Origin of the sequence: Pseudomonas serboccidentalis, from assembly GCF_028830055.1 — a bacterium.
Lineage (GTDB): Bacteria > Pseudomonadota > Gammaproteobacteria > Pseudomonadales > Pseudomonadaceae > Aquipseudomonas > Aquipseudomonas serboccidentalis.
Window position 1 is genome coordinate 4,574,521 of record NZ_CP101655.1, and the last position, 24,781, is coordinate 4,599,301.

28 protein-coding genes and 1 pseudogene are annotated in these 24,781 nt (G+C 60.3%); 14 read left to right on the plus strand and 15 right to left on the minus strand.

All coding sequences use genetic code 11. From position 1 onward, the window contains the following. Positions 1 to 120 precede the first annotated feature (120 nt). The 4 genes from infA to trxB all read right to left on the minus strand — a co-directional run bounded on the left by infA (position 121) and on the right by trxB (position 2,920). Positions 121 to 339 (minus strand): translation initiation factor IF-1, encoded by a 219-nt coding sequence (gene infA, locus NN484_RS20790; RefSeq protein ID WP_002553999.1) that lies wholly within the window; start codon positions 337 to 339, stop codon positions 121 to 123. 112 nt (positions 340 to 451) lie between these two features. Continuing rightward, positions 452 to 1,159, minus strand: coding sequence for an arginyltransferase (locus tag NN484_RS20795; RefSeq protein WP_025109006.1), 708 nt, complete (start codon positions 1,157 to 1,159; stop codon positions 452 to 454). Between the two features lie 57 nt (positions 1,160 to 1,216). Further along, a complete protein-coding gene (gene aat / locus NN484_RS20800; RefSeq protein WP_127651019.1) occupies positions 1,217 to 1,897 on the minus strand; it encodes a leucyl/phenylalanyl-tRNA--protein transferase in 681 nt (226 codons plus the stop codon). Positions 1,898 to 1,960: 63 nt separating this feature from the next. Further along, a complete protein-coding gene (gene trxB, locus NN484_RS20805) occupies positions 1,961 to 2,920 on the minus strand; it encodes a thioredoxin-disulfide reductase (protein ID WP_274657757.1) in 960 nt (319 codons plus the stop codon). A 309-nt stretch (positions 2,921 to 3,229) separates the two neighbouring features. Between trxB and NN484_RS20810 the strand changes: the two genes are divergently transcribed. From NN484_RS20810 to cysG, 6 genes are all read left to right on the plus strand, one after another. Continuing rightward, positions 3,230 to 5,638 (plus strand): DNA translocase FtsK, encoded by a 2,409-nt coding sequence (locus tag NN484_RS20810; protein ID WP_127651017.1) that lies wholly within the window; start codon positions 3,230 to 3,232, stop codon positions 5,636 to 5,638. Between the two features lie 67 nt (positions 5,639 to 5,705). Beyond that, positions 5,706 to 6,326 carry an outer membrane lipoprotein periplasmic chaperone LolA gene (gene lolA, locus NN484_RS20815; RefSeq protein WP_127651016.1) on the plus strand — a complete coding sequence of 207 codons (621 nt, stop codon included), beginning with the start codon at positions 5,706 to 5,708 and terminating at the stop codon, positions 6,324 to 6,326. 190 nt (positions 6,327 to 6,516) lie between these two features. Beyond that, a complete protein-coding gene (locus NN484_RS20820; protein WP_064587012.1) occupies positions 6,517 to 7,839 on the plus strand; it encodes a replication-associated recombination protein A in 1,323 nt (440 codons plus the stop codon). Further along, entirely contained in the window at positions 7,839 to 8,213 is a 375-nt protein-coding gene (crcB, locus tag NN484_RS20825; protein ID WP_127651015.1) for a fluoride efflux transporter CrcB, read from the plus strand. Before NN484_RS20820 ends, crcB begins: the two co-directional genes overlap by 1 nt. A 15-nt stretch (positions 8,214 to 8,228) precedes the next feature. Then, on the plus strand, positions 8,229 to 9,509 hold the full coding sequence (gene serS, locus NN484_RS20830) for a serine--tRNA ligase (RefSeq protein WP_274657758.1): 1,281 nt from the start codon (positions 8,229 to 8,231) through the stop codon (positions 9,507 to 9,509). Continuing rightward, on the plus strand, positions 9,510 to 10,904 hold the full coding sequence (gene cysG / locus NN484_RS20835) for a siroheme synthase CysG (protein ID WP_215500924.1): 1,395 nt from the start codon (positions 9,510 to 9,512) through the stop codon (positions 10,902 to 10,904). Positions 10,905 to 10,998: 94 nt separating this feature from the next. Here cysG and NN484_RS20840 read toward each other — a convergent pair whose 3' ends face one another. The 8 genes from NN484_RS20840 to NN484_RS20875 all read right to left on the minus strand — a co-directional run bounded on the left by NN484_RS20840 (position 10,999) and on the right by NN484_RS20875 (position 15,717). Continuing rightward, entirely contained in the window at positions 10,999 to 12,000 is a 1,002-nt protein-coding gene (locus NN484_RS20840; protein WP_274657759.1) for a glutathione S-transferase family protein, read from the minus strand. Positions 12,001 to 12,091: 91 nt separating this feature from the next. Further along, complete coding sequence (locus NN484_RS20845; protein WP_274657760.1) at positions 12,092 to 13,093, minus strand: glycosyl transferase family protein; 1,002 nt, start codon at positions 13,091 to 13,093, stop codon at positions 12,092 to 12,094. After that, on the minus strand, positions 13,090 to 13,425 hold the full coding sequence (locus tag NN484_RS20850; RefSeq protein ID WP_127651010.1) for a TusE/DsrC/DsvC family sulfur relay protein: 336 nt from the start codon (positions 13,423 to 13,425) through the stop codon (positions 13,090 to 13,092). The genes NN484_RS20845 and NN484_RS20850 overlap by 4 nt, the downstream gene beginning before the upstream one ends. After that, positions 13,422 to 13,715 carry a sulfurtransferase complex subunit TusB gene (tusB, locus tag NN484_RS20855; protein WP_274657761.1) on the minus strand — a complete coding sequence of 98 codons (294 nt, stop codon included), beginning with the start codon at positions 13,713 to 13,715 and terminating at the stop codon, positions 13,422 to 13,424. The genes NN484_RS20850 and tusB overlap by 4 nt, the downstream gene beginning before the upstream one ends. Continuing rightward, positions 13,715 to 14,071, minus strand: coding sequence for a sulfurtransferase complex subunit TusC (gene tusC / locus NN484_RS20860; protein WP_274657762.1), 357 nt, complete (start codon positions 14,069 to 14,071; stop codon positions 13,715 to 13,717). Before tusC ends, tusB begins: the two co-directional genes overlap by 1 nt. A 1-nt stretch (position 14,072) precedes the next feature. Continuing rightward, positions 14,073 to 14,465, minus strand: coding sequence for a sulfurtransferase complex subunit TusD (tusD, locus tag NN484_RS20865; RefSeq protein ID WP_215501097.1), 393 nt, complete (start codon positions 14,463 to 14,465; stop codon positions 14,073 to 14,075). A 192-nt stretch (positions 14,466 to 14,657) separates the two neighbouring features. Further along, the gene (locus NN484_RS20870) at positions 14,658 to 15,362 is read right to left on the minus strand and encodes a YoaK family protein (protein ID WP_127651007.1); all 705 of its coding nucleotides are present in this window, start codon (positions 15,360 to 15,362) and stop codon (positions 14,658 to 14,660) included. A gap of 25 nt (positions 15,363 to 15,387) precedes the next feature. Further along, complete coding sequence (locus NN484_RS20875; RefSeq protein WP_274657763.1) at positions 15,388 to 15,717, minus strand: DUF6388 family protein; 330 nt, start codon at positions 15,715 to 15,717, stop codon at positions 15,388 to 15,390. 135 nt (positions 15,718 to 15,852) lie between these two features. Here NN484_RS20875 and NN484_RS20880 point away from each other — a divergent pair, with 135 nt between their 5' ends. Continuing rightward, a complete protein-coding gene (locus tag NN484_RS20880) occupies positions 15,853 to 16,203 on the plus strand; it encodes a hypothetical protein (protein ID WP_127651005.1) in 351 nt (116 codons plus the stop codon). Between the two features lie 110 nt (positions 16,204 to 16,313). On the opposite strand, the gene NN484_RS20885 is transcribed toward NN484_RS20880, so the two are convergent. Next, positions 16,314 to 16,739 carry a GNAT family N-acetyltransferase gene (locus NN484_RS20885; RefSeq protein ID WP_274657764.1) on the minus strand — a complete coding sequence of 142 codons (426 nt, stop codon included), beginning with the start codon at positions 16,737 to 16,739 and terminating at the stop codon, positions 16,314 to 16,316. Between the two features lie 147 nt (positions 16,740 to 16,886). Between NN484_RS20885 and NN484_RS20890 the strand changes: the two genes are divergently transcribed. From NN484_RS20890 to NN484_RS20905, 4 genes and pseudogenes are all read left to right on the plus strand, one after another. Beyond that, positions 16,887 to 17,324: a hemerythrin domain-containing protein gene (locus NN484_RS20890; RefSeq protein WP_274657765.1), complete on the plus strand. Its 438-nt coding sequence runs from the start codon at positions 16,887 to 16,889 to the stop codon at positions 17,322 to 17,324. A 222-nt stretch (positions 17,325 to 17,546) separates the two neighbouring features. Further along, positions 17,547 to 18,182 (plus strand): lytic polysaccharide monooxygenase auxiliary activity family 9 protein, encoded by a 636-nt coding sequence (locus NN484_RS20895; protein WP_127651002.1) that lies wholly within the window; start codon positions 17,547 to 17,549, stop codon positions 18,180 to 18,182. 40 nt (positions 18,183 to 18,222) lie between these two features. Then, positions 18,223 to 19,224: pseudogene (locus tag NN484_RS20900) on the plus strand (chitinase); the annotation flags it as partial. Between the two features lie 153 nt (positions 19,225 to 19,377). Beyond that, complete coding sequence (locus NN484_RS20905) at positions 19,378 to 19,968, plus strand: NUDIX domain-containing protein (RefSeq protein ID WP_127651000.1); 591 nt, start codon at positions 19,378 to 19,380, stop codon at positions 19,966 to 19,968. 83 nt (positions 19,969 to 20,051) lie between these two features. On the opposite strand, the gene NN484_RS20910 is transcribed toward NN484_RS20905, so the two are convergent. Next, the gene (locus tag NN484_RS20910; RefSeq protein ID WP_215500916.1) at positions 20,052 to 20,567 is read right to left on the minus strand and encodes a methylated-DNA--[protein]-cysteine S-methyltransferase; all 516 of its coding nucleotides are present in this window, start codon (positions 20,565 to 20,567) and stop codon (positions 20,052 to 20,054) included. Between the two features lie 153 nt (positions 20,568 to 20,720). Here NN484_RS20910 and ggt point away from each other — a divergent pair, with 153 nt between their 5' ends. From ggt to NN484_RS20925, 3 genes are all read left to right on the plus strand, one after another. Beyond that, positions 20,721 to 22,448: a gamma-glutamyltransferase gene (gene ggt, locus NN484_RS20915; protein ID WP_215500915.1), complete on the plus strand. Its 1,728-nt coding sequence runs from the start codon at positions 20,721 to 20,723 to the stop codon at positions 22,446 to 22,448. A gap of 67 nt (positions 22,449 to 22,515) precedes the next feature. Continuing rightward, positions 22,516 to 23,049 (plus strand): cysteine hydrolase family protein, encoded by a 534-nt coding sequence (locus NN484_RS20920; protein ID WP_215500914.1) that lies wholly within the window; start codon positions 22,516 to 22,518, stop codon positions 23,047 to 23,049. A 220-nt stretch (positions 23,050 to 23,269) separates the two neighbouring features. Continuing rightward, complete coding sequence (locus NN484_RS20925) at positions 23,270 to 24,289, plus strand: lysozyme inhibitor LprI family protein (RefSeq protein WP_274657766.1); 1,020 nt, start codon at positions 23,270 to 23,272, stop codon at positions 24,287 to 24,289. A 14-nt stretch (positions 24,290 to 24,303) separates the two neighbouring features. Here the strand turns inward: NN484_RS20925 and NN484_RS20930 are convergent, their stop codons facing one another. Next, positions 24,304 to 24,621: a DUF7693 family protein gene (locus tag NN484_RS20930; RefSeq protein ID WP_215501096.1), complete on the minus strand. Its 318-nt coding sequence runs from the start codon at positions 24,619 to 24,621 to the stop codon at positions 24,304 to 24,306. Positions 24,622 to 24,781 lie beyond the last annotated feature (160 nt).

Here is a 24,781-nt window from a genome sequence, read left to right on the forward strand (position 1 = left end):
GAGCGAAACCGCCAGCGGCAACACCCGCAGCAACGGATATGCCCCCAATCCCCAATCCCCAACCCCAAAGCGCAGACACAAAAACGCCCGGCATAAACCGGGCGTTCTGTATTGACTTGATTAGCGAGCGCGGTAAGTGATGCGCCCTTTGCTCAAGTCATAGGGCGTCAGCTCGACGCGCACTTTGTCACCGGTAAGAATACGAATGTAGTTCTTGCGCATCTTGCCGGAAATATGCGCGGTTACGACGTGCCCATTTTCCAACTCCACACGAAACATGGTGTTGGGCAGGGTGTCGACGACAGTGCCTTCCATTTCGAAGCTGTCTTCTTTCGACATGCAGTAAAGCCCTCGGTATCCAATGAATGGCCCGGTGCAACTGCGCCAGGCAAAAGCGGCGTGCATTGTGCCCGAAAAAGGGGGTTTAAGCCAAGGGGTTTAGGGCTTGCGATTAGTTCAGGATCACCCAGCGCTGATTAATCAGCAATTCGATGGGGCGATATTGGGTTTTGTAGTTCATCTTTTTGCAGTTCTTGATCCAATAACCGAGATACACCGCCTCCAGCCCCAACCGCTGACTTTCGGCGATTTGCCACAGGATCGCGAAACGACCCAGGCTGCGACGCTCTTCGTCGGGTTCGTAAAAGGTGTAGACCGCCGACAGGCCGTTGGGCAGCAGATCGGTCACCGCGACGGCGAGTAACCGTCCGTCGAGACGAAATTCATAGAAGCGCGAGAAGGGCAGGTCGCGCACCAGAAAGGTCGAGAACTGATCGCGGCTCGGTGGGTACATGTCGCCGTCGGCATGCCGCTGTTCGATATAGCGCTGGTACAGATCGAAATATTCTTCGCTGAAGTGCGGTTTTATCGGGCGTACCTGCAGATCGGCATTGCGTTTGAAAATGCGTTTCTGCTGGCGGTTGGGGTTGAACTGCGCCACCGGGATGCGCGCAGGCACGCACGCATTGCAATTCTGGCAATGGGGCCGATACAGATGATCGCCGCTGCGACGAAAGCCCATTTCCGACAGATCTGCGTAGACGTGCACATCCATGGGCTGGCTCGGGTCGAGAAACAGCGTCGTCGCCTGCTCCTCGGGCAGATAACTGCAGGAATGCGGCTGAGTGGCATAGAACTTCAAGCGCGCCAACTCGGTCATGATCAACCCTCGGGATAAGCTGGTGAATTAAGTGTAAGCCACGCGCGCAAAAGTCGCTCAGCAAACCCAGGTGGCGCGACTGGGTTGATCCAGGTGGCGGGCCAGATAGCCGGCGAATTCGTGGCGGGGGATCGCCCGGGCGCCGAGGCTGTGCAGATGATCGGTCGGCATCTGGCAGTCAATCAGGACGAATCCTGCGTCTTTCAGGTGTCGCACGAGAGTGGCAAAGCCGTATTTGGAGGCGTTGTCGGCGCGGCTGAACATCGATTCGCCGAAAAACAGCTGTCCCATCGCCAGGCCATACAGGCCGCCGACCAGTTGGCTCTGATCCCAGACCTCGACCGAGTGGGCGAAGCCGCGTCGGTGCAGTTCCAGATAGGCGTCCTGCATGGCTTCGGTGATCCAGGTGCCGTCGGCGTAATCCCGCGGTGCAGCGCAGGCGCGAATCACCGCGTCGAAATCCTGATCGAAGGTCACCTGATAGCGTTCCTTGCGCAGCAGTTTGCCAAGGCTGCGCGAGACATGCAGTTCGTCGGGAAACAACACGGTACGAGGATCCGGTGACCACCAGAGAATCGGTTGGCCCTCGGAAAACCACGGAAAGCAGCCGTGGCGATATGCCTGAATCAGCCGATCGGCCGACAGATCGCCACCGGCGGCGAGCAATCCGTTGGGGTCGCGCATGGCCTTTTCCAGCGGCGGAAAAGTCAGGGAGTTACGTTGTAACCAAGTCAGCATGGCATTCAGGCTTGCAGAAGGGGAGGGCGGTGCGGGCTGTATGGCCCGCGATAAAGTGTGCCGTTAAATGACAGGAATGTCGTCCAGATACTTCTCCGCGTCCAGTGCCGCCATGCAACCGGCCCCGGCCGAGGTCACGGCCTGGCGGTAAACGTGGTCGGCCACATCGCCGGCAGCGAAGACGCCGGGGATCTCGGTGGACGTGGCGTCGCCGTCACTGCCGCCCTTGACCCGCAAATAGCCGTCGCGCATCGACAGCTGGCCCTGGAACAGATCGGTGTTGGGTTTGTGACCAATCGCGATGAACACGCCGGCCAGCGCCAGATCACGGGTTTCGCCGGTACGACTGTCCCGCAGACGGGCGCCAGTCACGCCGCTGGCGTCGCCCAGTACTTCGTCCAGATTCTGGTTCCAGTGCAGGCGAACGTTGCCATTGGCGGCTTTTTCGAACAGTTTGTCCTGGAGGATTTTCTCCGAGCGCAACTTGTCGCGCCGGTGGATCAGATGCACTTCTTTGGCGATGTTCGACAGATACAGCGCTTCCTCGACAGCGGTGTTGCCGCCGCCGACCACCGCGACCACCTGATTACGGTAGAAAAAACCGTCACAGGTCGCGCAGGCTGAAACGCCTTTGCCGGCGAAGGCTTCTTCAGAGGGCAGGCCCAGATACTGCGCCGAGGCGCCAGTAGCGATGATCAGCGCGTCGCAGCTGTAAGTGCCGCTGTCGCCGATGAGTTCGAACGGGCGCTGCTGCAACTTGGCGGTGTGGATGTGGTCGTAAACGATCTCTGTGGCAAAGCGTTCGGCGTGTTTCTGCATGCGCTCCATCAACACCGGACCGGTCAGACCTTCGACGTCCCCGGGCCAGTTGTCGACTTCGACGGTGGTGGTGAGCTGGCCACCGGCCTGCAGCCCGGTAATGACCACCGGTTTGAGGTTGGCGCGCGCGGCGTACACGGCGGCGCTGTAACCAGCAGGGCCGGAGCCGAGAATGATCAGGCGTGAATGCTTCGCTGCGTTCATCAAATACACCTCATAAGCCTTTGTCACAAAAGACAATGCATGCTCAAATTGAACCGCAGGATTTGTGCGGTTGGCTATGCTCAGCTATGGGGTTTGAAGCATGGCATCAGCCGCACAAACCCGTACAATGCCGGGCTGTTACAGGATATTTGCCGAGCGCTGTGTTTATGGCTGTGTTTATAAAAGCTGCGGCACAGTGTTAAAAGTAGTCTCAGTTGCGCCGGTTCACTTTTTTACCTGCCTGGATTGGGCAGTTTTTTATCGTCATTCAATAGATGGACGCGCCCCGGGCGCAGGAAAAGAAGCGTTTTGAAGAAATCCACCGAAGCACCAAAAACAGTCGTTCCGCTCTGGCGCCAGCAATTGCACTACCGGCTCAAGGAAGGTGCATTGATCGCCATCGGTGCCTTGTGCCTGTTCCTGATGATGGCCTTGCTGACCTACGGCAAGGACGATCCGGGCTGGAGCCACAACAGCAAGATCGACGACGTGCAGAACTTCGGCGGCCCGGCCGGTTCCTACAGCGCCGATATCCTGTTCATGGTGCTGGGTTACTTCGCATACATTTTCCCGCTGCTGCTGGCGATCAAGGCGTATCAGATCTTCCGCCAACGCCACGAACCATGGCAGTGGAGCGGCTGGCTGTTCTCCTGGCGTCTGATCGGCCTGGTGTTCCTGGTGCTGTCCGGCGCGGCGCTGGCGCATATCCATTTCCACGCTGCCACCGGTCTGCCGGCCGGCGCGGGCGGGGCGCTGGGCGAAAGCCTTGGTGATCTGGCGCGCAATGCCCTGAATATCCAGGGCAGCACGCTGCTGTTCATTGCCCTGTTCCTGTTCGGCCTGACGGTGTTCACCGACCTGTCGTGGTTCAAGGTGATGGATGTCACCGGCAAAATCACCCTCGACCTGTTCGAGCTGTTCCAGGGCGCGATCAACCGCTGGTGGTCGGCCCGTACCGAGCGCAAGCAACTGGTCGCGCAACTGCGTGAAGTCGATGACCGCGTCCATGACGTGGTGGCCCCGACCGTCACCGACAAGCGTGAACAGGCCAAGGTCAAGGAACGTCTGATCGAGCGCGAGCAGGCCCTGAGCAAGCACATGTCCGATCGCGAGAAGCAGGTGCCGCCGGTGATCGCCCCGGCGCCGGCCAAGGCGCCCGAGCCAAGCAAGCGTGTGCAGAAAGAGAAGCAGGTGCCGTTGTTCGTCGACAGCGCCGTGGAAGGCACCTTGCCGCCGATCTCGATCCTTGATCCTGCGGAAAAGAAACAACTCAATTATTCGCCTGAATCCCTGGCGGCGGTCGGCCACTTGCTGGAGATCAAGCTCAAGGAATTCGGCGTCGAGGTCACTGTGGACTCGATCCACCCGGGCCCGGTGATTACCCGTTACGAAATTCAGCCTGCCGCCGGCGTCAAAGTCAGCCGCATCGCCAACCTGGCGAAAGACCTTGCACGTTCGCTGGCCGTGACCAGTGTGCGCGTGGTCGAGGTGATTCCGGGCAAGACCACGGTTGGTATCGAGATCCCCAACGAAGACCGGCAGATCGTGCGGTTCTCCGAAGTGCTGTCGACCCCCGAGTACGATAACTTCAAGTCGCCGGTCACCCTGGCCCTGGGCCACGACATCGGCGGCAAACCGGTCATCACCGACCTGGCGAAGATGCCGCACCTGCTGGTGGCCGGTACCACCGGTTCCGGTAAGTCGGTGGGGGTGAACGCGATGATCCTGTCGATCCTGTTCAAGTCCGGCCCGGAAGACGCCAAGCTGATCATGATCGACCCGAAAATGTTGGAGCTGTCGATCTACGAAGGCATTCCGCACCTGCTGTGCCCGGTCGTGACCGACATGAAGGACGCCGCCAACGCTTTGCGTTGGAGCGTTGCCGAGATGGAACGCCGCTACAAGCTGATGGCGAAGATGGGCGTGCGTAACCTTTCAGGCTTCAACGCCAAGGTCAAGGAAGCCCAGGACGCCGGCGAGCCGTTGAGCGATCCGCTGTACAAGCGCGAAAGCATTCACGACGAAGCGCCGCTGCTGCAGAAGCTGCCGACCATCGTCGTGGTCGTGGACGAATTCGCCGACATGATGATGATCGTCGGCAAGAAGGTCGAAGAACTGATTGCCCGTATCGCGCAAAAGGCGCGTGCCGCCGGTATCCACTTGATCCTCGCGACCCAGCGGCCGTCGGTGGACGTGATCACCGGTCTGATCAAGGCCAACATTCCGACCCGTATGGCGTTCCAGGTGTCGAGCAAGATCGACTCGCGGACCATCATCGACCAGGGCGGCGCCGAGCAACTGCTGGGCCACGGTGACATGCTCTACATGCCGCCGGGCACCAGCCTGCCGATCCGGGTTCACGGTGCGTTCGTTTCCGACGATGAAGTACACCGTGTGGTGGAAGCGTGGAAACTGCGTGGCGCACCGGAATACAACGACGACATCCTCAACGGTGTCGAAGAGGCGGGCAGCGGTTTTGAAGGCAGCAGCGGTGGCGGCGACGGTGATGATCCGGAGACCGACGCGCTGTATGACGAAGCCGTGCAGTTCGTTCTGGAAAGCCGCCGGGCGTCGATTTCTGCAGTACAGCGCAAGCTGAAGATCGGTTACAACCGTGCTGCGCGCATGATCGAAGCCATGGAAATGGCCGGGGTCGTCACCTCAATGAACACCAACGGCTCACGTGAAGTCCTGGCTCCGGGCCCGGTTCGCGACTGATTGCAAACGCAAGAGGCGGGACAATGATGTGCCGCCGCTCTCCCAACGAGTATTCAAGAGGACTCCCATGCGTCTTATCCGCATGCTGTTGCCAGTACTGGCGCTGACCACGCTCACGGCCCACGCCGACGACAAGGACGTGGCGCGTCTGACCCAACTGCTGGAAACATCGAAAACCCTGACCGCGAACTTTTCCCAACTGACCCTCGATGGCGGCGGCACCCAGTTGCAGGAAACCACCGGTGAGATGACCCTGCAGCGTCCGGGTCTGTTCTACTGGCACACCAATGCGCCGAATGAGCAGACCATGGTTTCCGACGGCAAGAAGGTCACCCTGTGGGACCCGGATCTGGAGCAGGCGACCATCAAGAAACTCGATGAACGTCTGACCCAGACCCCGGCGCTGCTGCTGTCCGGTGACGTGTCGAAGATCAGTCAGAGCTTCGACATCACCGCGAAAGAGGCGGGCGGCGTGATCGACTTCACCCTCAAGCCGAAGACCAAGGACACCCTGTTCGACAACCTGCGTCTGTCGTTCCGCAATGGTCTGGTCAATGATATGCAACTGATCGACAGCGTCGGCCAGCGCACCAACATCCTGTTCACCGGGGTCAAGGCCAACGAAGCGGTACCGGCGTCGAAGTTCAAGTTCGATATCCCGAAGGGCGCTGACGTCATCCAGGAATAAATCCCGGCTCCCGGGTTGGGCTCTTGTGGCTTGGAGCTTTTGTGGCGAGGGAGCTTGCTCCCGCTGGGGCGCGAAGCGGCCCTGCTCTTGAATCAAAAGCGGCGACTGCTCCGCAGTCCAGCGGGAGCAAGCTCCCTCGCCACAGGGTTTCCAACAGGTTTCAGACAATCAGAGGTTTCAACGCTACGTGATGGATCTGTTTCGCAGTGCACCGATTGCCCAGCCACTGGCCGCGCGTTTGCGCGCGACCAATCTGGATGAGTATGTCGGTCAGGAGCACGTACTCGCTCGCGGCAAGCCTCTGCGTGAGGCGCTGGAGCAGGGTGCCCTGCATTCGATGATCTTCTGGGGACCGCCGGGTGTGGGCAAGACCACCCTGGCGCGGTTGCTCGCGGAAGTCTCTGATGCGCACTTCGAAACGGTCTCGGCGGTGCTCGCCGGGGTCAAGGAGATCCGTCAGGCGGTTGAAATCGCCAAGCAGCAGGCCGGCCAGTACGGCAAGCGCACGATTCTGTTCGTCGATGAAGTGCACCGCTTCAACAAGTCGCAGCAGGATGCGTTCCTGCCGTACGTTGAGGACGGCACGCTGATTTTCATCGGCGCCACCACCGAAAACCCCTCGTTCGAACTCAACAACGCCTTGTTGTCGCGGGCCCGCGTGTATGTGCTGAAAAGCCTCGACGAGGCGGCGCTGCGCAAACTGGTGCACCGCGCACTCACGGAAGAGCGCGGGCTGGGCAAGCGTAACCTGACGCTGAATGACGAAGGCTTTCAGATGCTGCTGTCGGCCGCCGATGGCGATGGCCGGCGTCTGCTCAATCTGCTGGAAAACGCCTCGGACCTGGCTGAAGACAACAGTGAAATCGGCACCGAACTGCTGCAAAGTCTGCTCGGCGATACCCGTCGGCGCTTCGACAAGGGCGGCGAAGCGTTCTATGACCAGATCTCGGCGCTGCACAAATCGGTGCGCGGCTCCAATCCCGACGGCGCGCTGTACTGGTTCGCGCGGATGATCGACGGTGGTTGCGACCCCCTTTACCTGGCCCGGCGCGTGGTGCGCATGGCCAGCGAAGACATTGGCAACGCTGACCCGCGAGCCCTGAGCCTGTGCCTCGCCGCGTGGGAAGTGCAGGAGCGCCTTGGCAGCCCTGAGGGCGAGTTGGCGGTGGCCCAGGCCATCACGTATCTGGCCTGTGCACCGAAAAGCAATGCGGTGTACATGGGCTTCAAGACCGCACTGCGCGCCGCCGCTGAAAACGGCTCGCTGGAAGTGCCGCTGCACCTGCGCAACGCGCCGACCAAGCTGATGAAGCAATTGGGTTACGGCGACGAATACCGTTACGCCCATGACGAGCCGGACGCCTATGCCGCCGGCGAAGATTATTTTCCGGAAGAGCTTGAGCCGATCCCGTTCTACCAGCCGGTGCCCCGAGGCCTGGAATTGAAGATCGGCGAAAAGCTCAATCACCTCGCTCAACTCGACCGTTTAAGCCCAAGACAGCGGAGAAAATAGTGCTTCCATTGATTGTTGCAGTCTCCGCCGGCGGGATTGCCGGTACGCTGTTGCGCTTCGCCACGGCCAATTGGGTCAGTGCCAATTGGCCGCGGCACTTCTATACCGCGACGCTGGCCGTTAATATCGTGGGCTGTCTGTTGATTGGCGTGTTGTACGGCCTGTTTTTGATACGCCCGGAGGTGCCGATCGAGGTGCGTGCCGGGTTGATCGTCGGCTTCCTCGGAGGGCTGACGACTTTTTCATCCTTTTCACTGGATACGGTGCGCCTGCTGGAAAGCGGGCAAGTGCCGCTGGCCCTGGGCTATGCGGCACTCAGCGTATTCGGCGGGCTGCTCGCGACGTGGGCTGGCCTGTCTTTGACCAAACTTTGATAACGAGAAACCGACATGCTCGATTCCAAACTGTTACGTAGCAACCTTCAGGACGTAGCGGACCGCCTGGCTTCCCGTGGCTTTGCCCTGGATACCGCGCGCATCGAAGCGCTGGAAGAACAGCGCAAGACCGTCCAGACCTGCACCGAAGCACTGCAGGCTGAGCGTAACGCGCGTTCCAAATCCATCGGTCAGGCCAAGCAGCGCGGCGAAGACATCGCGCCGCTGATGGCGGACGTCGAACGCATGGCGGGCGAGCTGAGTGCCGGTAAAGTCGAACTGGACGCGATCCAGACCGAGCTGGACTCGATCCTGCTGGGTATCCCTAACCTGCCACACGAATCCGTTCCGGTCGGTAAAGACGAAGACGACAACGTTGAAGTGCGCCGCTGGGGCACGCCGACCGCGTTCGACTTCGAGGTCAAAGACCACGTCGCGCTGGGCGAGAAGTTCGGCTGGCTGGATTTTGAAACTGCCGCCAAGCTGTCCGGCGCACGTTTTGCATTGCTGCGCGGTCCGATCGCCCGTCTGCACCGCGCGCTGGCGCAGTTCATGATCAACCTGCACGTCAACGAGCACGGCTACGAAGAGGCCTACACGCCTTATCTGGTTCAGGCTCCGGCGCTGCAAGGCACCGGTCAACTGCCGAAGTTCGAAGAAGACCTGTTCAAGATCGCTCGCGAAGGTGAAGCCGATCTGTACCTGATTCCGACCGCCGAAGTGTCGCTGACCAACATCGTGGCCGGTGAAATCGTCGACTCGAAACTGCTGCCGATCAAGTTCGTTGCCCACACCCCGTGCTTCCGCAGTGAAGCCGGCGCGTCGGGTCGCGACACTCGCGGCATGATCCGTCAGCACCAGTTCGACAAAGTCGAGATGGTCCAGATCGTTGAGCCATCGACCTCGATGGACGCGCTGGAAAGCCTGACCGCCAATGCCGAGAAAGTCCTGCAACTGCTGGGTCTGCCTTACCGCACCCTGGCGCTGTGCACCGGCGACATGGGCTTCAGCGCCGTGAAGACCTACGACCTGGAAGTGTGGATTCCGAGCCAGGACAAGTACCGCGAAATCTCGTCGTGCTCCAACTGCGGCGATTTCCAGGCCCGCCGTATGCAGGCGCGTTTCCGCAACCCGGAAACCGGCAAGCCTGAGCTGGTGCACACCCTCAACGGTTCGGGTCTGGCCGTCGGTCGCACCCTGGTTGCTGTGCTGGAAAACTACCAGCAGGCCGACGGTTCGATCCGCGTGCCGGACGTGCTGAAGCCGTACATGGGTGGCCTTGAGGTCATCGGCTAAATGAAATATCTGCCGCTGTTTCACAACCTGCGCGGCAGTCGTGTGTTGGTTGTCGGTGGGGGGGAGATTGCCTTGCGCAAATCCCGCCTGCTGGCCGATGCCGGTGCGCTACTGCGGGTGGTCGCACCTGAGATCGAAAGCCAACTGCGTGAACTGGTCACCGCCAGCGGTGGCCAGTGCCTGCTGCGCGGTTACGTGGAAGCGGACCTGGACGGTTGCGGGTTGATTATCGCCGCCACCGACGATGAAGCGCTGAATGCGCAAGTCTCCAGCGATGCGCATCGGCGCTGCGTGCCGGTCAACGTGGTGGATGCGCCGCAGTTATGCAGCGTGATTTTCCCGGCGATTGTCGATCGTTCGCCGCTGATCATTGCGGTGTCCAGCGGCGGCGATGCGCCGGTGCTGGCGCGGCTGATTCGCGCCAAGATCGAAACCTGGATTCCTTCGACTTATGGTCACCTGGCCGGACTGGCTGCGCGTTTCCGCAATCAGGTGAAAAACCTGTTTCCAGATGTGCAGCAACGTCGCGGTTTCTGGGAAGACGTGTTTCAAGGTCCGATTGCCGACCGGCAACTGGCCGGGCAGGGCGCCGAAGCCGAACGTCTGTTGCAAGCCAAGATCGATGGTGAGGCCACGGTAACCACCGGTGAGGTGTATCTGGTGGGCGCCGGGCCGGGTGATCCGGACCTGCTGACCTTCCGCGCCTTGCGCCTGATGCAGCAAGCCGACGTGGTGCTGTACGACCGCTTGGTCGCCCCGGCGATTCTTGAACTGTGCCGTCGCGATGCCGAGCGTGTCTACGTCGGCAAGCGTCGCGCCGATCACGCGGTGCCGCAGGATCAGATCAACCAGCAATTGGTCGATCTGGCCAAGGCCGGCAAGCGCGTGGTGCGGTTGAAGGGTGGCGATCCGTTCATCTTCGGTCGCGGCGGTGAAGAGATCGAAGAACTGGCGGCCCATGGCATCCCGTTTCAGGTGGTGCCGGGAATCACGGCGGCCAGCGGTTGCGCGGCGTATGCCGGGATTCCGCTGACCCATCGTGATTACGCGCAGTCGGTGCGGTTCGTCACTGGCCACCTGAAGGACGGTTCCACCGATCTGCCTTGGGCTGACCTCGTCGCCCCGGCGCAGACGCTGGTGTTCTACATGGGCCTGGTGGGTTTGCCGGTGATTTGCGAGCAGTTGATCAAGCACGGTCGCTCGGCGGATACCCCGGCGGCGTTGATCCAGCAGGGCACCACGGTCAATCAGCGGGTCTTCACCGGCACGTTGGCCGACCTGCCGCGCCTGGTGGCGGAGCATGAAGTGCATGCGCCGACCCTGGTGATCGTCGGTGAAGTGGTGCAGCTGCGCGAGAAACTGGCGTGGTTCGAGGGCGCTCAGACGCAAGTCTGAGTCAAAGCAAAAAGATCGCAGCCTTCGGCAGCTCCTACATGAGAATGCGTTTCCTGTAGGGGCTGCCGAAGGTTGCGATCTTTTGCTTTTGTTGTTAGCCCTTAAACCAAACCCCTTTCCCATCCAGCCGTGCCCGATCATGCGCCACGCTGAAATCCTGCGCCGGCCCCTTCGGCACAACGCCGGTCGGGTTGATCGTCTTGTGACTGCCGTAGTAATGATTTTTGATGTGCTGAAAATCCACCGTCTCGGCAATCCCCGGCCACTGGTACAGCTCACGCAGCCAGTTCGACAGGTTCGGGTAATCGGCAATCCGACGCAAATTACACTTGAAGTGCCCGTGATACACCGCGTCGAAGCGAATCATCGTGGTGAATAAACGCACGTCGGCTTCGGTCAGGTATTCACCGCTCAGGTAACGATTGGCGCCCAGCAGCCGCTCCAGATGATCGAGTTCGGCAAACACCTCGTCGAACGCTTCTTCATAAGCCGTTTGCGAGGTGGCGAAGCCTGCGCGATACACGCCGTTGTTCACCGCCGGGTAGATCCGCTCGTTCAGCGCATCGATCTCGCCATGCAAGGGCGCTGGGTAGAAGTCCAGATCGTTGCCGGTCAGGCCATCGAAGGCGCTGTTGAACATGCGGATGATCTCCGCCGATTCATTGCTGACGATGCGCTTGAGTTTCTTGTCCCACAGCACCGGCACGGTGACGCGGCCAGTGTAGTCCGGGGTGTCGGCGGTATAGCGTTGGTGCATGAAGTCGAAGTGATCGAGCTTGTCGCCGGTCGAACCGAGCGCCGTGTCGAAGGTCCAGCCGTTTTCCAGCATCAGCCAGCTGACCACGGACACGTCGATCAGGCTTTCCAGGCCTTTGAGCTTGCGCAGGATCAGCGTGCGGTGGGCCCAAGGGCAGGCGAGCGATACATAAAGGTGATAGCGCCCGGCTTCGGCGGCAAAACCGCCTTCACCGCTCGGCCCGGGCTGGCCGTCAGCGGTGACCCAGTGACGGCGCTGTGCCTGTTCGCGCTGGAACGCACCGTCCTTGCTGCTTTCGTACCACTTGTCCTGCCAGTGGCCATCGACGAGTAAACCCATGATCAAGACTCCTGAATCCAATAAGCATTGGAGCCGAGTCTATTCCGATGAGTTCGAACAAAAAGCGCAAAGATCGGGCGTCTATGATCGGTTAAATCGATTTGTCCCGCGCCGCCCAGTACTGCTCGGCGGTTGCGAACGCTTGCTCGCGACTTTGACCGAGGCCGCGCAGGGCCAACGCCATGGTCGAGATCAGGGCCATTTGCGGGTAGCTGTCGACCACATCGCCGCGCCACACCGCTTTGAGATGTTCAACGTCCAGTGTGGCCGGTTTGACGTGGCGCTGGCTCGACAGTTGCGGCCATTCCTCGTCCCAGCTCTGGCCGCCAGTGGTGCCGTACAGGTGGCTGTCGGCATCCGGGTTGATCTCGATTTCGCCGCCGTCGCCCTTGACCACGATCGCCGTGTCGCCGAGCAGGCCGCTGGCGTCGCGGTGCACCGCTTGGTAACCCGGGTGGAAGATACTTTGCAGGCCACACCGGGCGCCCAGCGGATTGAGAATCCGCGCGAGTGAATGGATCGGCGAGCGCAGGCCCATGGTGTTGCGCAGGTCGATCATCTTCTGCAATTGCGGCGCCCAGTCCATCAGCGGCATGAACGCCAGGCCACCGTTGTCCAGCGCGCTGCCGACCTGCTGCCAGGTGCGGCACAGCGGGATGTGCAGCTCGCCGAGCAGTTGTTCGGTGTACAAGCGTCCGGCGGTGTGTGCGCCGCCGCCGTGCATGAAAATCCGTACGCCGTTTTGCGCCAGGCACTTGGCTGCCAGCAGGTACCACGGCAAATGGCGTTTCTTGCCGGCATAGGTCGGCCAGTCCAGATCGACGGTCAATGCCGGCGCCTGCAAGCGCTCGCGCAAGGCTTCGGTGAAACCGGCCATTTCCTCGGCGCTTTCTTCCTTGTGCCGCAGCAGCATCAGGAACGCGCCGAGCTGGGTGTCTTCGACTTTGTCGTCGAGCACCATGCCCATCGCCTCCCGGGCTTCCTCACGGGTCAGGTCGCGGGCGCCGCGCTTGCCCTTGCCAAGGATCCGCACGAATTGAGCGAACGGGTGTTCGGCGGGCGTTTCGAGGGTCAGCGCTGGAAAGTCGGTCATAAGCAATTCGTCGGTTTGGGCAGGCCCGCCAGTTTCGCGGCGAGTTTGGCAGGGGTGCCTTTGAACAGTCGGTTCAGGTGCAGGCTGTTGCCTTTGTCCGGGCCGAGTTTCAGTGCGGTGTATTTGATCAACGGACGGGTGGCCGGCGACAGCTGGAATTCAGCGTAGAAGCTGCGCAGCAGTTCGAGGACTTCCCAGTGTTCGGCGCTCAACTCGATGTCTTCAGCGGCGGCGAGGGCGCCGGCGACGTCGTGGGACCAGTCGTCGAGGTCGACCAGAAAGCCGTCCTTGTCCAGGGCGATGGCGCGGGCGCCGACGGTCAGGGAATTCATAGCCAGCTGTTGACCTTGTCGTGGTGGATCGACAATTCGACGAAGGCCGGGTAATCGATGGCTTCGGCCCAGTCCGGCAACTGCACGGCGCGTGCCTGTGCATCTTCGGCCAATACGAACAGTTTCAACTGACGGCTGTGCAGCGCGATGAACGGCGGGGTGCCGGGTTGCAGGGCATAGACGGCGTCGCCGGATAACAGCAAGGCGTCGGCAGCGCCGATCACGCGCAGGCAACTGGTCAGGCGCTCGTCGCCGAACGGGGAATGAGACAACACATGCAAAGTCGACATCAGAGGGTGATCACCTGGTCGTAACGGTCAATAAGGGCAGTGATTTGTTCGGCGCCGAGCGGCTGCGCTTCCTCCAGCGACCGATTGCTCAGGCCGCGTACGCTGGCGCTGTCGGCGCAGTAGAACAGCTCTTCAACGCCGAACATCGGCAGTGCCTGCAGATTGGCGCTCAGGTCTTTCTGTTGCAGGGCCTTGGCGTTTTGCCCAGCGGCCAGTTGCAGCACGCCGTCATCGAGAAACAGCAGGCCGATCGGCAGATCGAAGGCGCCGCCGGCCAGCACGATGTCCAGCGCTTCGCGCGCGCCCGGGCCGGACCACGGCGATTGACGGCTGATGATCAACAGGGATTTGGCCATGTCACGCGCCTCCGAAACAGATCAGTCGATCGGCGTCCTGCACGGCATCGTGCAATTGGCCGAGGCCGGACAACTCCCACGGCGCGCTGACCGAGACCGCATCACGCTGGTAGCGCTTGGCTTCTTCGCCGTTCAATGCGCCACGGCGCAACGCAGCGGCGATGCACACCACGCCGTCCAGTTGCTGCTCGGTGATGAACGTGCGCCATTGTTTGGGCAGATCCAGTTCGTCCTGCGGGGTGACGACCGCGTCGGAGGCGTTGTAGACGCCGTCCTGATAGAAAAACAGCCGGACAATCTCATGCCCACCGGCCAGCGCCGCCTGGGCAAACAGCAGGGCACGGCGCGAGGAGGGCGCATGGGCGGCGGAAAACAGCGCAATGGCGAACTTCATGACGAACTCGATCAGCAAAACTGCGGTCATGATAAAGCTTTATCGGTGTAGCGGCGAAACCCAAGTTGCCTGAGTGCATGCCCCTGTAGGCGCTGTCGAGTGAAACGAGGCTGCGATCTTTTGATTCTGATCTTTGAAATCAACATCAAAAGATCGCAGCGTGCCGCAGCTCCTACAGTATGAAAGGCGTTTTCAGCGGGGCATATAGCCCAGTTGCCAACGGCGCGGAATGGTCAGGGAGAGCACGCCCAGCGCCGCGGCCAGCAGACCGCTGACGAACAATGCCCGCAGTCCCAGGTGATGTTCCAGCACCGCGCCCAGAATCGCGCCGATGAACATGCCGGTCCACGGCACCAGTTGCACTCGCCAGCCGTTACGGCGTTCGCCGAGCATCCAGCGGCCCAGTCCACGGCCGAACCGCGACAGCGCCCCGGTCACGTAGGTCAGGCCCACGGGCAGACCGTTCACTTCCTCGACTGCCGCGTTGAGCATGCCCATGGCGATGATCGCCGCCAGCAGCGCCGGCAGTTGCGTGTCAGACGGCCAGGCGGCCGCCGCGCAGAGCAGGGTGGCGATGCACAGCAACAAGGGCAGCGTGCGCCGCCCGCTGATGCGCCCGATCACAATCCCCAGGGCATTGCCGAGCACAAACGTGACGACCAGGATCACCAGGCGCAACGTCAGTCCCAGATCGCCGACACTGATCGCCACCGCCAGCCGCGTGGTGTTGCCGCTCATGAACGAGACGAAGTCGCCGCTGGCCATGAAGCCGATGGCGTCGGTCATGCCCGCCAGTACCGACAGGGCGGCCACCAGCGCCAGACCGATGCGGCCGCGCCATTTCTGCCGATGCAAATGACCGGAGGTGGCGCGGTGAGTCGAAGTGGAAGGCAACATCGGCGACGATATCCTTGAGCAGTGGTTATGATTCCAGCCCGTACAGGTCACAGTAATCCGGCCAGCTCATGTGCGCCATTTCTGCGACCTCGCGATGCACCTCCATTTGCTGCTCCAGATAATCCTCAGGCGTTGCAGCCGTCAACAGTAAAGTCAGTTCCCAGGCGAACAGTCCCTGATCTTCAGCCTCGGCTTCGAACGCCTCGTGCAGGCGTTCTTCACGATACTGCGCCGCGGTTTCGCCCTTGACCTGAGCCAGCAGCGGGTTGAGGTGATCAAGGGTGTCGCGCAGTTCGGGACGCGCGTCGAGGAACAGTTTCAGGGCTTGTTCATGTCGCTGGTCGGTGGGCGCCATGTGCGATCCTTTGTGAGGCTGGTGACCTTAGGGTGCCGCAGCAGCCCGTGCGTGTCGCGCTATAAATGCAGTAAAGCAGAACGTTTTTGCCTGTTGCGGTGATACAGTCCGCTTTTTTCTGAATGAGCGAATGCAATGCGAATTCTGATGGTAGCGCTGGCTGCGACGGTGCTGGCCGGTTGCGCGGGTTCGGTGATGGACGATTCTCGCACCAGAGCCCCGTACAAAGTCCTGACCTCGGACAAACCCGAGAAGGTTGTGGCCCAGTGCGTGCAGTTCGGCTGGCAGGACGAAGCGGTGTTTGGCGTGGATGCCGGGGCGTATCTGCAACCGGGCAAGAAGGGCGGGTCGACGGTGTACACGCGTTCGGCGGAATCGTTTGTCGACGTGACTAGTGATGCTTCGGGCACCGTGCTCAATTATTACGCGCAGAAGGATGATTTTGTAGCCAAGCGGCGGTTGGCGGCGTTGGCAACCTGCCTTTGATCATGTATTGAGACGACTGCCGTCATCGCGAGCAGGCTCACTCCGGTACTGGACTTGTGTTTGCCACCATTCCTGTAGGAGTGAGCCTGCTCGCGATGGGGCCCGTGAATTCAGCCGTTCAAACGCTTCTGGAAATAATGCCGGCGATGCCCCGGCGGATAATCGACAATCTCGCCAAACTGGCTGAAACCCAGCTTCTTGTAGAATTCCGGCGCCTGAAAATCGAAGGTGTCCAGCCAGATGCCCAGGCAACTCTTCTCGTTAGCCAGCTCTTCGGCCATGGCCATCAGTCTTGAGCCAATGCCTCGGCCACGAGCTTTCTCCGGCACTGAAAGCAACTCGATATACATCCACTGGAATATCACCCGGCCATACAAGCCGCCGAGAATCGCGTCGTGCTCATCCCGCACCATGAGCGCGAAAGGTTCCGATGTGGAGCCACCGGTCTTGGCATCGTTATAGGCAATCAATGGCTCGAGAATGGCCTTGCGTTGTTCTTCCGTGGGGTTCTTCGACAACTCGATTCGCAACGTCATGCGCAACTTCCTTGTGAGGTGAACCGCCAGCCTATCCTGCCCGGGGGGCGTCTTCCAAGTCCTGCCTCATCCCTTTGGAACCGCCGTTGTCGTGCCGGGGTCTAGCGTTTACAGCGTCATTCCGAACGCGGTTGATGAGGACCCCCCATGAATATTTTCGAAGCCCTTCGCGAAAGCCACGACCGCCAGCGTAATTACGCCAAAGCCCTGGTCGAAACCAGCGGCGATACCCCGGAGCGGGTTGAAGCCTACAAGCAGCTTAAAGCCGAACTGCAGGCCCACGAAACCGCCGAAGAACGCCACTTCTATATTCCGCTGATGGAGTTCGACAACGGCGTCGACCTCAGCCGCCACGCGATCTCCGAGCATCACGAGATGGACGAGATGATGGAAGAGCTGGACGAAACCGAGATGTCCAGCCCGGCGTGGCTGGCAACGGCGAAGAAGCTCGCGGACAAGGTCCATCACCATCTCAAGGAAGAAGAGCAGAAGTTCTTCCAGATGGCCGGCAAGTTGCTCGATGACAAGCAAAAGGAACAGCTCGCCGGCCAATACGAAAAGGAGTACCAGGCACAACTGCCGTGAGCGCTGAATGGCGGTTTTTGCAGTGTCGGCGTGTAGGCCTTTAGCCATACGTCAGGTGGGTTTTGTCGCAATAAACTGTATATACATCCAGTATTTTCGATGTTTACTGCCGCCGAAGGTGGAGGCCTGCGACAAAACCGCCGATGGACAAAAAAACCACCTCCGTTAGCTTGAAGGCCTCTCCTCGGGAAGGAGAGTTCTTAAATCAACGGAGTGAACAACATGAATCAACCACAAGCTCAAACCCAACTGCGACACGGTCGCGTCACCTCTCCAGCCAGCCGTGGCTCGGTCGCTATCGACCTGGGCCTGCTGGCCGGCTGGCAAGTCAACGAAATGGAAGGCGGCAAGAACTTCCCGGCGCTGGTGGCCGGGCCGTTCCCGGCGCCGTATGGCTCCGACAGTGACAGCGTCACGCCGCCTGCTGACGGCTACGTTCTCAGTGGCGGCAAGACGGATGCCCGCGATTGTGTGAACTTCACCAGCACCGAGATGAGCAAAAAACTCAATCGTCCATTCGAGTGGCCGCTGCTCAATGTCACGCCGGGCCAGACCCTCAAGGTCAACTGGGTGTACACCGCGCCGCACACCACCCGTGGTTATCGCTGGCTGATCACCAAGGATGGCTGGGATCCGCAGCAACGCATCAGCCGTGCGCAACTGGAAGCACAGCCGTTCTTCGAGGATTTCTACACCCAGGTGCCGTACTACAGCCATGCGGGTGAGATGAAGGCCAAGGTCGATCACGAAGTGAAACTGCCGGCCAACAAGAAGGGTCATCACGTGATCGTGCTGATGTGGATCGTCGCCAACACCGGCAACGCTTTCTATCAGGCGTTCGACGTCGACTTCAAATAACGGCGCAACGCCAAACCCACAGGTTCTGAAGGATTAGAACATGTCAAAAATCGACTTCACACTCGTGCAAAACCAGGCGGCCGACGCGGCCTCGCTGATGCCAAGCATCGCCGGCAAGAAGATCCTCATGGGCTTCTGGCACAACTGGCCGGCGGGCCCGAATGACGGTTACCGTCAGGGCCGGTTCGCCGAAATCGCGCTGGAGGCGGTGCCCAAAGAGTACAACGTGGTCGCGGTGGCGTTCATGAAGGGCAGCGGGATTCCGACCTTCAAGCCGTTCAACGTCTCCGACGCCGAGTTCCGTCGCCAGGTCGGCGTGCTCAACAGCCAGGGGCGGGCGGTGCTGCTGTCTCTGGGTGGCGCCGATGCGCACATCGAGTTGCGGGCCGGACAGGAACAACCACTGGCCAATGAAATCATCCGTCTGGTGGAAATTTACGGCTTCGATGGACTGGACATCGATCTTGAACAGAGCGCGATTGATTTCGCTGCCAACAAGACCGTGCTGCCAGCCGCGCTGAAACTGGTCAAGGATCACTACGCAGGCCAGGGCAAGCACTTCATCATCAGCATGGCCCCGGAGTTTCCGTACTTGACCACCAACGGCAAATACGTCGGTTACCTGCAGGCACTCGAAGGCTATTACGACTTCATCGCCCCGCAGTTCTATAACCAGGGCGGCGATGGGGTCTGGGTGCCGGAAGCCAATAACGGCAATGGTGCGTGGATCGCGCAAAACAACGACGCGCTGAAAGAAGACTTCCTCTATTACCTGACCGAAAGTCTGGTGACTGGCACCCGGGGCTTCACCAGAATCCCGGCGGACAAATTCGTCATTGGCCTGCCAGCTAACGTTGACGCCGCAGCCACCGGTTATGTGATCGACAGCACCGCAGTGGGCAACGTGCTCAAGCGTCTGGCGATCAAGGGGTTGCCGATCAAGGGGTTGATGACCTGGTCGGTGAACTGGGACAACGGTGTCAGCAAGGACCGTGTGCCGTACAACCGGGAGTTCAGTCGGCGTTATGGGCCGCTGATTCACGGCGTACTTACAGCGGCGCAGGAAACGGATGAGGCGTTGTCGCGTCTCGCCCGTTAGACGCAAATAAAAAAGCTCGGTAGCGCTGCCGGGCTTTTTTTGTGGGCGCGATTATTCGAATATGGGCGTTTTCCGATGACACAAGGTTCAGGCGTCATGATCAAAACTGCCCAGCGGGTCAACATTGTCGACGCTCAGGTGTTGTCCCACGACTGGTACCTGCTGAAGAAAATCACCTTTGACTACCTGCGCAACAACGGCGACTGGCAGCGTCAGACGCGCGAGGTCTACGACCGTGGCAATGGTGCCGCGATCCTGCTGTTCAACCGTGAGAAACGCACGGTGGTGCTGACTCGCCAATTCCGTTTGCCGGTGTTCGTCAACGGCCATGACGGCTTGTTGATCGAAGTGGCGGCGGGGCTGCTCGAAGGCGCGGCACCGGAGCAGCGGATCCGCGACGAGGCCGAAGAGGAAACCGGCTACCGCGTGCACGACGTGAAGAAAGTATTCGAGGCCTACATGAGCCCCGGCTCGGTAACCGAGAAGCTGCACTTCTTCATTGCCGAGTACGACGCGAAGTCGAAGGTCAGTGAGGGTGGAGGCCTGGAAGAGGAAACCGAGGAACTGGAAGTGCTGGAGTGGGGTTTTGATGAAGCCTTGGCGGCGTTTCATCGCGGCGAGATCTGCGACGCCAAGACCATCATGCTGTTGCAGTATGCGGCGATGAATAACCTGTTCGCCCGATAAAGCAACGATCGCAGCCTGCGGCAGCTCCTACATTGAAACATTCCCCCTGTAGGAGCTGCCGCAGGCTGCGATCTTTAGATCTTTTAAAACAACTCTCCCGTTTTGCCGACCGCCGACCAGCCACCCCCCTCCAGCGTCAGCAACCGCTCCTTGGCCTCGAGCCCTCCGGCAAACCCGGTCAGTTTTCCCGAGGCGCCAATCACCCGATGACACGGCGCCACAATCGAAATCGGGTTGCGCCCGTTCGCAGCGCCCACCGCACGCACCGCGGTCGGATTGCCAATCTGTTCGGCGATCTGGCTGTAGGTGCGGGTCTCGCCAAAGGGGATGGTCAGCAGCGCCGCCCAGACCTTCTTCTGAAAATCGGTGCCGACAAAATCCAGCTCCAGGTCGAAGCGATCCCGGCGGCCAGCAAAATATTCTTGCAACTGTCGCGCGGCTTTCTGCAAGAACGGATTGTCTGGCGCTTCAGTCATCGGCCCGAGGCGCACCCGGCCCGGTTTATCGTTTTCCCAGAGGATGGCCGCCAGTCGTGCGCCGTTCGCCACCAGCTTCAATTCGCCGACCGGTGAAGGCAGGGTAATGAACGTGTAAGGCATGGGGCAGAACTCCGGATCGGCACGGCGAGAGCGCCCAGCATACTGCCTGATCCGGGAGGCGCAAATCACAATAGCGACCATACTGCTTGTTGCTTTTGAAGCGTTCCCCTCTGTTTTGCACAGCCCCTCAAAACAAAAAAAAGAGATCGACTCATGAAGTACGAACCTTTGACCAAAACGCTGATTGCGACGTCACTGGCACTGAGCTGCCTCATGGCCCACGCCGCCTCGGTGGCACCGGTTGCCGCCGAAAACGGCATGGTGGTCACCGCCCAACACCTGGCTTCCCACGTCGGCGTCGATGTGTTGAAAAATGGCGGCAACGCGGTGGATGCCGCGGTTGCCGTGGGGTATGCGCTGGCGGTGGTGTACCCCGCGGCGGGCAACCTCGGTGGTGGCGGTTTCATGACCATTCAACTGGCGGACGGGCGCAAGACGTTCCTCGATTTCCGCGAAAAGGCCCCGCTGGCGGCCACCGCCAACATGTACCTGGACAAGGACGGCAACGTCGTCCCGGACCTCAGCACCCGTGGTCATCTCGCCGTGGCCGTGCCGGGCACCGTGTCGGGTATGGAGCTGGCGCTGAGCAAGTACGGTACCAAGCCGCGCAAGGACATGATCGCGCCAGCGATCAAACTGGCTGAAGACGGTTTCGAACTGGAGCAGGGCGACGTCGATCTGCTGGATTACGCCACCGATGTGTTCAAGAAAGACATGCGCGATTCCGGGTCGATCTTCCTGCACAACGGCGAGCCGATGCAGGTCGGGCAGAAACTGGTGCAGAAGGATCTGGCGAAAACCCTGCGCACCATTTCCGAAAAAGGCGCCGACGGTTTTTATAAAGGCTGGGTGGCCGACGCCATCGTCACCTCCAGCCAGGCCAACAAGGGCATCATCACCCAGGCCGACCTCGACAAATACAAGACCCGCGAACTGGCCCCGGTGGAGTGCGATTACCGTGGCTACCACGTGGTCTCGGCGCCACCACCGAGTTCCGGTGGCGTGGTGATCTGTCAGATCATGAACATCCTCGAAGGTTATCCGATGAAGGATCTGGGCTTCCATTCCGCCCAGGGCATGCACTACCAGATCGAAGCGATGCGCCACGCCTATGTCGACCGCAACAGCTATCTGGGCGACCCGGATTTCGTCAAGAATCCGATCGAACACCTGCTGGACAAGAACTACGCGACCAAACTGCGCAACGCGATCCAGCCGCAGAAGGCCGGCATCTCCGCCGAGCTGAAACCCGGCGTCGCGCCGCATGAAGGCAACAACACCACGCACTATTCGATCGTCGACAAGTGGGGCAACGCGGTGTCGGTGACCTACACCCTCAACGACTGGTTCGGTGCCGGCGTGATGGCGAGCAAGACCGGGGTGATCCTCAACGACGAGATGGACGACTTCACCTCCAAGGTCGGCGTGCCGAACATGTACGGTCTGGTGCAGGGCGAGGCCAACGCCATCGCTCCAGGCAAAGCGCCGCTGTCATCGATGAGCCCGACCATCGTCACCAAGGACGGTAAAGTGGTGATGGTGGTCGGCACGCCAGGTGGCAGCCGGATCATCACCGCCACCTTGCTGACCATGCTCAACGTCATCGACTACGGCATGGGCCTGCAGGAAGCGGTCGACGCGCCGCGCTTCCACCAGCAATGGATGCCGGAAGAAACCAACCTCGAAGACTTCGCCGCCAGCCCCGATACGAAGAAGATCCTCGAGAGCTGGGGCCACAAGTTTGCCGGGCCGCAGGACGCCAACCACATCGCGGCGATCCTGGTCGGCGCGCCGTCGCTGGGCGGTAAGCCGGTAGGCAAAAACCGCTTCTACGGTGCCAACGATCCACGGCGCAATACCGGGTTGTCACTGGGCTACTGAGAGGCGTAAAAAAGGGGGCGGGCTCAGCTCCGCCCCTGTCTCAAGGATCGATCAAGGAAGGCCCATCATGTCTAGCGCATTACTGATCATCGACGTCCAACAGGCTCTCTGCTCGGGCCAATACCAGTGCTTCGACATCCATCGTGTCATCGACTCCATCAACCAACTCAGCACGCGCGCGCGCAAGGCCGGCGTACCGGTAGTGCTGATTCAGCATGAAGAAAAGGACAGCCCGCTGGCCCATGGTGCCGAAGGCTGGCAACTGGCCGAAGGCCTGCTGACTGAAGCAAAAGATCTGCGTGTACGCAAAACCACCCCGGATTCGTTCTACCAGACCGACCTGAGCAAACTGCTGCCCAGCGAAGACTTCGAGCGCCTGATCATCTGCGGTCTGCAAACCGACTACTGCGTCAACGCCACCGTACGCAAGGCTCATGAACTGGGTTACGACGTGGTGCTCGCTGCTGACGCCCATTCCACCGTCGACAACGGCAACATCAGCGCCGAAGACATCATCGCCGAACATAACAAGGACCTGGCGCACCTGACTGGCGCTACAGCCCGGGTTGACGTCGAACCCGCCGCCGAGATCATTTTCTAAAGCCAGCGGAATACCCCTGCAGGCGCGAGCCTGCTCGCGAAGGCGGTCTGTCTGTAACCCAAGTGTTGGCTGACACGACGTCTTCGCGAGCAAGCTCGCTCCCACAGTGGCTCGATGCATCCAGCCTGGCCTCTGTAGGAGCGAGCCTGCTCGCGAAGGCGGCAGCACAGACAACACTTCACTGGCATAATGCCGCCGCCCCGAAGAATGGAATCTGTCGATGTTGTCTTTCAAACTCCGCCACGCTGTTCTGCTGGCGTCCCTGATGTTTATGCCAGCTGTACACGCCAGCAGTTTCGATTGCGCCAGCGCTGCCAGTCCGGCGGAAAAAACCATTTGCTCTGATCCCTATATCTCGAACCTTGATGAAAAACTGGGCTCGCAGTGGCGTGCTACGTTGCCAAAAGTTGTGGATTCGAAAGCCTTGAAGGTCGATCAACGAGGCTGGCTAAAGCAACGCAATCAATGTGCTGCGGATGTTGCTTGTCTACGCCGGCAATACCTGATGCGCCTCAAGGCACTTGAGTTCATGACCAGCCCCTTCAATTGGGACGCGACCTGGCAGCTCATTCCGTGGGGCGTTTCATCGGCGGTTGAGGTTAAAACCAGGCGCATCGACGCCACTCATATCGCTTTTGATATTTCAGGAGTGGCTGGCGCCAACTCCGGCGACATGGAGGGTGTCGCCACCATCGAGGGCAGCGAAGCACACTACGCCCAAGACAACTGTTCGTTGAAATTCAGCGCATTCAACGGACTGTTGGACATTGCACAAGAGGGTGCAGACCCTACTTGCGGTGGGGGTATGGGGATTTATTACGGTGGGCGCTACGTGGCGTCGGAACAGCCACTGTCGATTGATTACGACCTGCTCAGTCTGGGGGTGGCGCGGACCGAGCAGGAAAACCAACTGTTGCACGCTCTGCTCAAAGACGATTATCAGACGTTATTGCAAAACAGTGGAGCGATGGTGACCGGCGAGGCTTCCCGTGATGTGCCGGAGGCTCAGGTCGATGAGTTCTGGTTACGCGGGCTGGCCAACACCAATGCGGGCGTTCTGATGCGAGCGCCGGACGCGCGGGTATGGCTCGTATTGTTGGTGTTCGATGAGCAGCGCAAATTGCGTGCCCGCTATTACACCAACGTACCGAAATGGAAAAAGCGTGTGCCCGAAGCATTACTTGCCTGGCACAAGCGAATAGCGGACGGCGAGACTTTGCCGCTGGACTTCATGCCCTGACTCTTTGCGGCGAATTACTCGGCGAGGCATCGACGGGGCTGCGCCAGCAACCGCTCGATCTGCGCCAGCTCCCAGGTACTCAGCAGGTTGACCGGATTGGTGCCGTAACGTTGCCATGTCTCCAGGTTACCTTCGCGGCCATCCGGGGCTCGGGCGCGTTCACAGTGGTGCAGGCGTCCGCCCTCGAAGTCCAGCCGCAACCGCCAGCCTTCGACCTCGACCGAAACCAGGCCTGTATCGCCCGGTTCCTCGACAGGTCGCAGGGACAGCACGCCCAGCGCCGCATCGCGCAGGCACTGGCAAACTTCACGGGCGGTGAGCACGCAGGACATTTTCAACTCAAGTGACAGAACACAGCGTGCCAGCATAGAGCGCAGGCGCCGTGCTGTCAGCGACACTGGCCCGATTCCTAACTATTCCGTAACATCCGCAACCCTCTTTTCCTCCCGCGAACACCCTCGGCCATGCTCTCAGGCCGTTTAGTCAGGTAAG

What these genes read in the sequence shown, in the direction of transcription:
- infA (WP_002553999.1), bottom strand. Translation starts at nt 339, where the DNA reads ATGTCGAAAGAAGACAGCTTCGAAATGGAAGGCACTGTCGTCGACACC.
- NN484_RS20795 (WP_025109006.1), bottom strand. Translation starts at nt 1,159, where the DNA reads ATGACCGAGTTGGCGCGCTTGAAGTTCTATGCCACTCAGCCGCATTCC.
- aat (WP_127651019.1), bottom strand. Translation starts at nt 1,897, where the DNA reads ATGCTGACTTGGTTACAACGTAACTCCCTGACTTTTCCGCCGCTGGAA.
- trxB (WP_274657757.1), bottom strand. Translation starts at nt 2,920, where the DNA reads ATGAACGCAGCGAAGCATTCACGCCTGATCATTCTCGGCTCCGGCCCT.
- lolA (WP_127651016.1), top strand. Translation starts at nt 5,706, where the DNA reads ATGCGTCTTATCCGCATGCTGTTGCCAGTACTGGCGCTGACCACGCTC.
- NN484_RS20820 (WP_064587012.1), top strand. Translation starts at nt 6,517, where the DNA reads ATGGATCTGTTTCGCAGTGCACCGATTGCCCAGCCACTGGCCGCGCGT.
- serS (WP_274657758.1), top strand. Translation starts at nt 8,229, where the DNA reads ATGCTCGATTCCAAACTGTTACGTAGCAACCTTCAGGACGTAGCGGAC.
- cysG (WP_215500924.1), top strand. Translation starts at nt 9,510, where the DNA reads ATGAAATATCTGCCGCTGTTTCACAACCTGCGCGGCAGTCGTGTGTTG.
- NN484_RS20840 (WP_274657759.1), bottom strand. Translation starts at nt 12,000, where the DNA reads ATGGGTTTACTCGTCGATGGCCACTGGCAGGACAAGTGGTACGAAAGC.
- NN484_RS20845 (WP_274657760.1), bottom strand. Translation starts at nt 13,093, where the DNA reads ATGACCGACTTTCCAGCGCTGACCCTCGAAACGCCCGCCGAACACCCG.
- NN484_RS20850 (WP_127651010.1), bottom strand. Translation starts at nt 13,425, where the DNA reads ATGAATTCCCTGACCGTCGGCGCCCGCGCCATCGCCCTGGACAAGGAC.
- tusB (WP_274657761.1), bottom strand. Translation starts at nt 13,715, where the DNA reads ATGTCGACTTTGCATGTGTTGTCTCATTCCCCGTTCGGCGACGAGCGC.
- tusC (WP_274657762.1), bottom strand. Translation starts at nt 14,071, where the DNA reads ATGGCCAAATCCCTGTTGATCATCAGCCGTCAATCGCCGTGGTCCGGC.
- tusD (WP_215501097.1), bottom strand. Translation starts at nt 14,465, where the DNA reads ATGAAGTTCGCCATTGCGCTGTTTTCCGCCGCCCATGCGCCCTCCTCG.
- NN484_RS20870 (WP_127651007.1), bottom strand. Translation starts at nt 15,362, where the DNA reads ATGTTGCCTTCCACTTCGACTCACCGCGCCACCTCCGGTCATTTGCAT.
- NN484_RS20875 (WP_274657763.1), bottom strand. Translation starts at nt 15,717, where the DNA reads ATGGCGCCCACCGACCAGCGACATGAACAAGCCCTGAAACTGTTCCTC.
- NN484_RS20880 (WP_127651005.1), top strand. Translation starts at nt 15,853, where the DNA reads ATGCGAATTCTGATGGTAGCGCTGGCTGCGACGGTGCTGGCCGGTTGC.
- NN484_RS20885 (WP_274657764.1), bottom strand. Translation starts at nt 16,739, where the DNA reads ATGACGTTGCGAATCGAGTTGTCGAAGAACCCCACGGAAGAACAACGC.
- NN484_RS20890 (WP_274657765.1), top strand. Translation starts at nt 16,887, where the DNA reads ATGAATATTTTCGAAGCCCTTCGCGAAAGCCACGACCGCCAGCGTAAT.
- NN484_RS20895 (WP_127651002.1), top strand. Translation starts at nt 17,547, where the DNA reads ATGAATCAACCACAAGCTCAAACCCAACTGCGACACGGTCGCGTCACC.
- NN484_RS20905 (WP_127651000.1), top strand. Translation starts at nt 19,378, where the DNA reads ATGATCAAAACTGCCCAGCGGGTCAACATTGTCGACGCTCAGGTGTTG.
- NN484_RS20910 (WP_215500916.1), bottom strand. Translation starts at nt 20,567, where the DNA reads ATGCCTTACACGTTCATTACCCTGCCTTCACCGGTCGGCGAATTGAAG.
- ggt (WP_215500915.1), top strand. Translation starts at nt 20,721, where the DNA reads ATGAAGTACGAACCTTTGACCAAAACGCTGATTGCGACGTCACTGGCA.
- NN484_RS20920 (WP_215500914.1), top strand. Translation starts at nt 22,516, where the DNA reads ATGTCTAGCGCATTACTGATCATCGACGTCCAACAGGCTCTCTGCTCG.
- NN484_RS20925 (WP_274657766.1), top strand. Translation starts at nt 23,270, where the DNA reads ATGTTGTCTTTCAAACTCCGCCACGCTGTTCTGCTGGCGTCCCTGATG.
- NN484_RS20930 (WP_215501096.1), bottom strand. Translation starts at nt 24,621, where the DNA reads ATGTCCTGCGTGCTCACCGCCCGTGAAGTTTGCCAGTGCCTGCGCGAT.